Source organism: Xanthobacter autotrophicus (assembly GCF_030015065.1).
Lineage (GTDB): Bacteria > Pseudomonadota > Alphaproteobacteria > Rhizobiales > Xanthobacteraceae > Xanthobacter > Xanthobacter autotrophicus_D.
The window spans coordinates 1-431 of record NZ_JAIVFN010000454.1 but is presented as its reverse complement, the minus strand read 5'-3'; the positions used below and the strand labels follow the sequence as shown (position 1 = coordinate 431).

Genomic DNA, 431 nt, shown 5'->3' with positions numbered 1-431 from the left:
GGCCAGAGCCGCCATGCCGCTGTCGGCCTCGTGCAGCGTCAGCCCCTGGTCTTCCAGCGTCATGCGCAGCAGGCGGCGGATTTCCGCGTGGTCGTCGACGATCAGGACAGTTTTCATGAAATACGCAAGTGCGCAAGCAAAGCGTGAATCATATTTATTAGATTTGACGTATGCAAGTGCTGCTTTCATATAGTTGTGCCACGGCAGAGCCTGTTGAGCACCGCGCACGGGCACAATGTCAACTATGCCGAATTCCGAAGTACCCCTGCCAGACCACTACACCACCCTGGAAACCGCCAAATTGCTAGGCATGGCCGTCCGGTCCATTCAGCTGATGGTGGACCGGGGCGAACTGGAAGCCTGGAAGACCCCTGGCGGCCACCGCCGCATCTCGCGGGATTCGGTCGAGCGCTGGCTGCGCAGCCGGGAGG

General features: G+C 60.1%; 1 protein-coding gene. It reads left to right on the top strand.

Annotation, left to right across the window (positions count from 1 at the left end; translation table 11 throughout):
* Positions 1–244: 244 nt before the first annotated feature.
* A partial coding sequence (locus K9U40_RS24000) for a helix-turn-helix domain-containing protein (RefSeq protein WP_282892552.1) occupies positions 245–431 on the top strand: 187 nt, incomplete at its 3' end.